Source organism: Serratia sp. (in: enterobacteria) (assembly GCF_046715635.1).
In the GTDB taxonomy this organism is placed as follows: Bacteria; Pseudomonadota; Gammaproteobacteria; order Enterobacterales; family Enterobacteriaceae; genus Chania.
Genome location: NZ_JBKJYW010000303.1, coordinates 1 through 5950, shown reverse-complemented (window position 1 = coordinate 5950; position 5950 = coordinate 1). Strand labels below are relative to the sequence as shown.

Sequence of the window (5950 nt, the reverse complement as noted above, 5' to 3'; positions counted from 1 at the left end):
GCTATTACCATCGATGTCGCGCTGGCCGCCCGGGCGGTTGGCGCGAAGGTGATTGCCATCACCAGTTTGGCCACCGCTGCGCGGGTGACATCCCGGCACTCCAGCGGCAAGTTGCTGGTGGATATCGCCGATATCACCATTGATAACCAATGCGAGTATGGCGATGCCGCCGTCAGCCTGCCGGGATTGGTCCAGAAGGTGGCACCGCTCTCAACCATTATGGGGGCGACTATTGCCAACAGTCTGGTATTGCGGATCTGTGAACTGATGCAGCAGAAACAGCGCACTCCGCCGATCCTGGCAAGCGCAAACATAGACGGCAATCAGCAGATAAATCAGGATATACTTGACGCTTACAGGAGCCAAATACACTACCTCTGAGCGGAGCATCAGTATGTTTGAGTCGGATGGACTGCCACTGTATCTCAGGATAAAAGGCATTATCCTGCAACGGATCATCACCTTTACCTATGACGATAAACTCCCCGGCGAGTTACTGCTTGCCGATGAGTTTAAGGTCGCCCGCGGGACCATCAAGCAAGCGATCGATTCGCTGGCCAGTGTTGGCATGGTGCATCGGGAGCAGGGCAAAGGGACCTTCATCAATCGTGATGCGTTGCATAAACACTATACCGATCTTCCCGATGTCCTGCTGAGCTTCAATTCGGCTACGCCGGTTGACGTTGAGATCCTTTCCCTGTTATCGACCATGGCCGATCAAGAGGTGGCTGAGCGGATGCAGCTGGATTTAGGCCATCAACTGATGCGTCTTGAGCGGTTGTTTATGCAGGGGGAGAAAGTGGTGGGCCATTCGATCACCCACTTGAATGGACGGGTGTATAACGATCTGAGCCATATTGACGGAGGCAGCCCGCTGTATGAACAACTGCGGGAAGCGTTCGGTTATTCTCCGACCAAGGCAACGGAACGTTATTTACCGGTGATCTGCGATGCCAAACTGGCTGGCTTGTTGAACATCGAGCCAGGCACGGCTTTGTTCAGAGTAGAGCGGACCGCCAGTAATCTGGACGATGTGGTTCTTGAATACAGCATCACTCATACCCAGGATGCCGCACTGTCGTTACAGATCGTCGCTAATCAGAGCGTGGTGAACCAGCAATGGAACTGTACCATCGATAAAGCTCAGTGAATTACCCGCCCCTTTTTGCAGGGGCAGGGTTACGCGACCTCACACCATCGGGCGGATATAGTCCCACAGGCGCTCCCAGTTAATCAGCACCAATACCACGGTGGCGGCAAACAGAATAAACATGATCTTTGAGAACATGATATCAACACTCCTTGTTAATAAATTCGACGTTTTAGTTTGGTGCTTTTGGTTCCCCCTCACCCTAACCCTCTCCCAAAGGGCGAGGGGACCGATCGAGTTCGTTGATTGCTTTGCGTAATACCTTGCCTTTCTCGTTCTTACTCCCTACTTTCCGAAGCTTCACGGGCTAACTATATGTGCTCCGGACAGCTCCCTCTCCCTGTGGGAGAGGGTTGGGGGTGAGGGCTCTTTTTTGTGGATGTTTTCAACCGCTAACCCTCCGAATTGCCGTTTTTATCACCATACTGTTCACAACCCAGACAAACAACCCGTTCAGTCGCTTTTTCGGGAAAAAACTAGTTGACGCAAATCGGCCATATACGCATAATGCGCCCCGCAACGCCGATGAAGGTTGAGCGAAAAAGATGGCTACGTAGCTCAGTTGGTTAGAGCACATCACTCATAATGATGGGGTCACAGGTTCGAATCCCGTCGTAGCCACCAATCTTTTTTGCGGGAGTGGCGAAATTGGTAGACGCACTAGATTTAGGTTCTAGCGCCGCAAGGTGTGCGAGTTCAAGTCTCGCCTCCCGCACCATTTTCTTTCATCAGTCGCGCATACAGCAGGTGGGGTATCGCCAAGCGGTAAGGCACTGGTTTTTGATACCAGCATTCCCTGGTTCGAATCCAGGTACCCCAGCCATCTTTCCGGATGGAACGCTGTAAAAAAGTCAGTTGTGCTATTGGGGTATCGCCAAGCGGTAAGGCACTGGTTTTTGATACCAGCATTCCCTGGTTCGAATCCAGGTACCCCAGCCATACAACACCATTGACAAGCACCAAAAAATAGTAAAAATGGCTACGTAGCTCAGCTGGTTAGAGCACATCACTCATAATGATGGGGTCACAGGTTCAAATCCCGTCGTAGCCACCATGCTATCTGCTTTACAATTGGGGTGTCGCCAAGCGGTAAGGCTCTGGTTTCTGATACCAGCATACCCAGGTTCGAATCCTGGCACCCCAGCCAAATTTAGAAAAGCTCGCTTCGGCGAGCTTTTTGCTTTTCTGAGTTTCTGCGTTTAGGTAAATGGGCGCAACATGCGGCGCCCCATGTCATCACAAACCTAATGCATACTTCAGCGCCCGCTCTTTCAGCTTGCCTGCCCTTTCCGCTACCATCAACGCCAGATTGCGCGCCACGCCCAACGGAGCCAGGTTATTGCTGAAAGCGGTATAGAACAGATCCATACCGCTTTGCATCAGCAAGTTATCGGTACGACGACGGCGCTGATAGCGCATCAGCACCTCTTCACTCGCCCAATCCTCCCCCTGCTCACGGGCGTCAGCCACGATCTCCAATAACGCATCCACATCGCGATAGCCAAGATTCACCCCCTGCCCGGCCAGCGGATTGATGGTATGTGCAGCATCGCCGAGCAGCACCAGCCCAGATTGCACATAGCGTTGCGCGTGACGGCGCACCAGTGGGAAAGATCCGGCGGCATGAGCCTTCACCGTGCCTAAGCGGGATGGAAAAGCTGCCGCAATCTGTTGTTCGAGCTGCGCCATAGGTAACGCCTGCAACTGGCGAATACGCTGCGGGCTGTCATACCACACCAGCGTTGCCCACTGGTCATACAGCGGCAGAAACGCGCGTGGGCCAGAGGGAAGGAATTGCTGCCAGGTCACATCCTGCTGCGGTTGGTCGGTTTCCACGGTGATCAACATACACGCCTGGCGGTATTGCCAACCGCTGGTGCCAATCGCCGCCAATTTGCGTACCTGTGAGTGAGCACCGTCGGCACCCACCACCAAACGCGCCTGTAGGGTCTCTGACGAGCTTAACGTCACCTGCCACTGGTCATTGGCTCGATGCATCGCCTGCAGCCTCGCGGGACAGTACAGCGTTAAATTCTCGCATTGTGCCAACTGCTGCCATAAGGCGAGCTGCAAAATACGGTTCTCGACCATAAAACCCAGCTCTGGCAGCCCCAGCGTGGCCGCATCAAACGACACTCGTGAGGACTCCCATTCCCAGGTTTCCAGCCTGCGGTACGGTGCCGATCTCATCTGCAACACCCCAGACCAGGCATCAAGCTGCTTCAACAAGCCAACGGAAGTGCAGCCAATAGCGGAGATCCGCAGGTCCGGCGGGCTTTGGGGATCGAACGTATCTGGAGCCTCGTGCTCTAGCAAAGCGACCGACAACCCGGCGCGAGCCAGCCCCAGCGCGGCGGCGGCTCCCACCATCCCACCGCCAACCACCACGGCATCAAAGCTTTTTTGAGAAGTGTTCATTTTGGCTATACTTTTGGTTAATTGGGCATCTTGGCTCAGTGTACCGGATTTTTAATCTGGCTTCAGGTCGCATGCGGTTGCCACGTCGCTGGTCACCAGCGCGCCAAATGATTACAATGGCCTTCCTGCATGGCGCGTAACGCAATTTTCTCTCCGCACTGAGTAATGGCAAGTCAATGACGAAAAAACTACATATCAAAACCTGGGGCTGCCAGATGAATGAGTACGACTCATCGAAAATGGCAGATTTACTGGGAAGCACACACGGCTTCGAGTGGACTGAAAACGCTGAAGAAGCGGATGTGTTGCTGCTCAATACCTGCTCGATCCGCGAGAAGGCGCAGGAAAAGGTTTTCGCGTTGTTGGGCCGTTGGAAGCAACTGAAAAAGAACAATCCCGATCTGATTATTGGCGTCGGCGGCTGCGTTGCTTCACAGGAAGGGGAACATCTGCGCCAGCGCGCGCCCTGCGTTGACATCGTTTTTGGCCCGCAGACATTGCACCGCCTGCCGGAGATGATCAACCACGTGCGCGGTTCGCATAGCCCGATCGTGGACATCAGCTTCCCGGAAATCGAAAAGTTCGACCGTCTGCCGGAACCCCGTGCCGATGGGCCAACCGCCTTCGTCTCGATCATGGAAGGCTGCAACAAATACTGCACTTTCTGCGTTGTGCCTTACACCCGCGGTGAAGAAGTCAGCCGCCCAAGCGATGATGTGCTGTTCGAAGTTGCCCAGCTTGCCGCCCAAGGCGTGCGTGAAGTGAACCTGCTGGGCCAGAACGTCAACGCCTATCGTGGTGCAACCTTTGATGGCGGCATCTGCTCATTTGCCGAACTGCTGCGCCTGGTGGCCTCCATCGACGGAATCGATCGCATCCGCTTCACCACCAGCCACCCGATTGAGTTCAGCGACGACATTATCGCGGTGTATGAAGATACGCCCGAGCTGGTCAGCTTCCTGCATCTGCCGGTACAAAGCGGTTCAGACCGCATTCTGACCATGATGAAACGCGCCCACACGGCATTGGAATACAAAGCGATTATCCGCAAGCTGCGTCAGGCACGGCCCAATATCCAGCTCAGCTCCGATTTCATTATCGGTTTCCCAGGGGAAACCCAGGCCGACTTTGAACAGACCATGAACCTGATTGCCCAGGTGAATTTCGACACCAGCTTCAGCTTTATCTACTCTTCGCGCCCCGGTACCCCGGCGGCAGATATGGTTGACGACGTCAGCGAAGAAGAAAAAAAACAGCGCCTGTATCTGCTGCAAGAACGGATCAACCAGCAGGTGATGCAGTTCAGCCGCCGTATGCTGGGCACCGTGCAACGTATTCTGGTCGAGGGCACCTCACGCAAGAGCGTGATGGAACTCTCTGGCCGCACCGAATGCAACCGGACGGTCAACTTTGAGGGCACCCCAGATTTGATCGGCCAGTTCGTCGACGTCGAAATTACTGAAGTGTTAACCCATTCTCTGCGCGGTACCCTGATCCGCACCGAACAGCAGATGGAACTGCGCGTGCACCAATCCCCTCAAGCGGTGATTGCACGTACCCGTAAGGAAGATGAGCTGGGCGTCGGTAGCTACCAACCCTGATCGCCCCCACCTTGGCATTTTCCTTTTCTCTGCCGGGCAGTCATTGCCCGGTAATTTTGTTTTTTTATTTTGATTATGAGGCGACACAATAATGCAACTCCCACACTGCCCGAAGTGCAATTCCGAATACACCTACCAGGATAACGCCCTGTTCATCTGCCCTGAGTGCGCCCATGAGTGGAGCGACAGCGCGGCCGTTGAAGATGCCGATACCCTGATTGTCAAAGATGCCAACGGTAACCTGCTGGCCGATGGCGATGCGGTGACCGTGGTCAAGGATCTGAAAGTCAAAGGCAGCTCTTCCATGTTGAAGATCGGCACCAAGGTGAAGAATATCCGCCTGGTCGAAGGCGATCACAACATCGATTGCAAGATCGACGGTTTTGGCCCGATGAAACTGAAATCCGAATTTGTGAAGAAGAGCTAATTTTCCTGACAAACCACGGGGCGGATATATGCGTCCCCTACCATTTAAGGGCGAATGTATTCGCCCTTCCCCCCTTGAATTTCCTCCGCTGCGCACAGATAGATCAGAGGTAAACTTGCGCCAGTGCGGCACACCATGAATAATTCAGGGTAGAGTTGTTCGGGGGTTGCCCTGAATGCCCGCGCTGAAATCGCGTTACGTGACATCAACCAGGCCCTGTTGAGCCTTGAGGAATCGTTTGAACGTCGCAACACAAGAAATCCTGTTGGAGCCCGCAGACAACCAACGCCTGTTGAGCCTGTGCGGCCCGTTTGATGACAACATCAAACAACTCGAACGTCGGCTGGGGATTGA

Annotated in this window: 5 protein-coding genes, 6 tRNA genes and 1 pseudogene; 11 read left to right on the top strand and 1 reads right to left on the bottom strand. The window is 54.2% G+C overall.

Annotated elements, in window-relative coordinates; translation table 11 throughout:
* From ACLQ7H_RS15755 to ACLQ7H_RS15720, 8 genes are all read left to right on the top strand, one after another.
* Positions 1-381, top strand: a 381-nt coding sequence (locus tag ACLQ7H_RS15755; RefSeq protein WP_411753489.1) for a sugar isomerase domain-containing protein, incomplete at its 5' end; no start/stop codon positions are given.
* A gap of 13 nt (positions 382-394) precedes the next feature.
* A complete protein-coding gene (locus ACLQ7H_RS15750) occupies positions 395-1150 on the top strand; it encodes a GntR family transcriptional regulator (protein ID WP_411753488.1) in 756 nt (251 codons plus the stop codon).
* A 547-nt stretch (positions 1151-1697) separates the two neighbouring features.
* Positions 1698-1774 (top strand) — tRNA-Met (locus ACLQ7H_RS15745).
* 9 nt (positions 1775-1783) lie between these two features.
* Positions 1784-1868: transfer RNA gene (locus ACLQ7H_RS15740), tRNA-Leu, on the top strand.
* Positions 1869-1898: 30 nt separating this feature from the next.
* A tRNA-Gln gene (locus tag ACLQ7H_RS15735) sits at positions 1899-1973 on the top strand.
* Positions 1974-2014: 41 nt separating this feature from the next.
* Positions 2015-2089, top strand: a tRNA-Gln gene (locus ACLQ7H_RS15730).
* A gap of 38 nt (positions 2090-2127) precedes the next feature.
* A tRNA-Met gene (locus tag ACLQ7H_RS15725) sits at positions 2128-2204 on the top strand.
* Between the two features lie 18 nt (positions 2205-2222).
* Positions 2223-2297 (top strand) — tRNA-Gln (locus tag ACLQ7H_RS15720).
* 89 nt (positions 2298-2386) lie between these two features.
* Here the strand turns inward: ACLQ7H_RS15720 and ubiF are convergent.
* Positions 2387-3568 (bottom strand): 3-demethoxyubiquinol 3-hydroxylase, encoded by a 1182-nt coding sequence (ubiF, locus tag ACLQ7H_RS15715; protein ID WP_411753487.1) that lies wholly within the window; start codon positions 3566-3568, stop codon positions 2387-2389.
* Between the two features lie 176 nt (positions 3569-3744).
* Between ubiF and miaB the strand changes: the two genes are divergently transcribed.
* The 3 genes and pseudogenes from miaB to ACLQ7H_RS15700 all read left to right on the top strand — a co-directional run.
* Complete coding sequence (gene miaB / locus ACLQ7H_RS15710) at positions 3745-5169, top strand: tRNA (N6-isopentenyl adenosine(37)-C2)-methylthiotransferase MiaB (protein WP_411753486.1); 1425 nt, start codon at positions 3745-3747, stop codon at positions 5167-5169.
* A 91-nt stretch (positions 5170-5260) separates the two neighbouring features.
* Positions 5261-5596, top strand: coding sequence for a zinc ribbon domain-containing protein YjdM (locus tag ACLQ7H_RS15705; protein ID WP_021179990.1), 336 nt, complete (start codon positions 5261-5263; stop codon positions 5594-5596).
* 238 nt (positions 5597-5834) lie between these two features.
* Positions 5835-5950, top strand: a pseudogene (locus tag ACLQ7H_RS15700) (PhoH family protein); the annotation flags it as partial.